At 35.7% G+C, this 1,823-nt stretch carries 2 protein-coding genes; both read right to left on the reverse strand.

All coding sequences use genetic code 11. The annotated features are described in order from the left end of the window. Nucleotides 1–209 precede the first annotated feature (209 nt). Nucleotides 210–560 carry a DUF5388 domain-containing protein gene (locus tag EKM99_RS15595; RefSeq protein WP_056987025.1) on the reverse strand — a complete coding sequence of 117 codons (351 nt, stop codon included), beginning with the start codon at nt 558–560 and terminating at the stop codon, nt 210–212. 1 nt (nt 561) lies between these two features. Continuing rightward, nucleotides 562–1,362: a ParA family protein gene (locus tag EKM99_RS15600; protein ID WP_057878257.1), complete on the reverse strand. Its 801-nt coding sequence runs from the start codon at nt 1,360–1,362 to the stop codon at nt 562–564. Between the last annotated feature and the right edge of the window lie 461 nt (nt 1,363–1,823).

Raw genomic sequence — 1,823 nt, forward strand, 5'->3', positions numbered from 1 at the left:
GTAAGTTAAGTGACAGCATTGATTGATTGTTATATGATTGTGTATGTCCTAAATGGACACAAGCAACGCTCCTAAGCAAAGCCTGTATGTACTGATTTCAGAAAAGCCCTCTATTCCGCATAATAGAGGACTTTTTTGTGTGCATTCTGCTTCATTTAAACGGACAAGTATACGTCTAAAAGCTGAACGTGTCATCTGAGAGCGCGTGATTATTTACTTTTTACTTTGTTAGCATCGCCGGTTTCCAAAGTCTGTATTTGAGTCGTAAGCGTATTTTGTTCAGACTCAGTTAACGATTCAAAAAAATTTTTTTGTAATTGGGCTAATCCGTTTTGTTGAGTTGAGCTATACCCTAAAATTACCATAGCTTTCATAAAGTTTTTTAGATGATTGTCAATTCTGAGCGTAGTATCAAAAGTAACACCATCTATTTGTTTAGACTTCGTTTTGTTTGATTCGTTTAGAGAAGATATGGAAATTTCTTTTTGGGGCTGGGGCGCCGATTTTCTAGGAATTATTTTGCTTTTATTTGAGTTAGGATTGTGTAAAAGTTCCACCATGCTAATCCGCCCTTTCAATAATTTCTTGTGCCACAGAATCGTATAATCTAATTATTTTTTTATCGAACTGATCTTTTAGAAATACACCTCTGATTGAATATCTTTTGATTCTTTCCATATTACGAATTAGGGTTTTTAACATGTTTTCTTTCCCAAATTCTTCTTCTGCTACTTCTAATGTGCTGTGATCAACAGGCGCCCCATTCTTTAATAGCACAGGAAGTATACCGAGTAAATTCAAACTAGGTGCTTCGTATTCATCGATTACCTGTTCCTGTATATATTTTAGAAACGATTCGGCACCCTGAAGACTGTGCTCTTGAGTTTGAAGGATAATCAGAACCCAATCTGAAGCGTATAAGGCGCTATCAGAAATTAAGGAAATAGTCGGTGGCAAATCAAATACCACAAAATCATATTTTTCTTTTAGTGAAGCAAGTAGCTTGCTAAAATATGTAACTCTATCTTTATAATTATTTTTAAACTTTTTTTCCATAATCCGTGGGTACAATGAAAAATCTGCGCTTGATGGAATAAAGTCAATGTTTTTATCCAAAGTAACCAACGATCTTGATAAGTCCTCTTCTTGGATTGATGCAAGTAAGGTTTGATTAAATTTAATATCATCGTGGCCTAAATTAGCCGCGGTTTTAAAGTAAATATCTGTAGCGTTCGCTTGAGGATCGAAATCAATTAATAGCGTTTTTTTACTAGCACGAGCTAGTGCCAGGCATGCAAGCGTGGCATTTGTTGTTTTACCGGTGCCACCTTTAAAATTTCCAAAAGTAATTACTTCACCCATTATACTGACCTCCAATTAAGTATCCTAATATACAAGGATACTTGGATACAAGGATGATAACATACAAAGATACTTGGATACAAGGATACAAGGATACATTTCTTCTCAAAAGCCGTTAAATTAAGATTGACTGCAAGTATCCTAATATACTTAGATACAAGGATACAAGGATACTTAGATACAAGGATACTTAGATACAAGGATACAAGGATACAAGGATACATAAAAAGAAATGTTGATTTATCACCAAACAACGAGTAATATTGGTTACATAAAATAGAACATAAAAAAACACCCACCGACGGGAATCGGTGAGCGCCACAAAAAAGTCATCTAGTTTAATGACTATTATATCATGGCCGGTGTGATTTTTAAAGCCCTAGGGGACAAGCTGGGGTCTAAATCCAAGGGGACACGTTTGCCAGGGCGACTTCAATAAGTCTGGCTATACCACAACAAGG

Source organism: Levilactobacillus cerevisiae (assembly GCF_003946245.1).
GTDB classification, from domain to species: domain Bacteria; phylum Bacillota; class Bacilli; order Lactobacillales; family Lactobacillaceae; genus Levilactobacillus; species Levilactobacillus cerevisiae.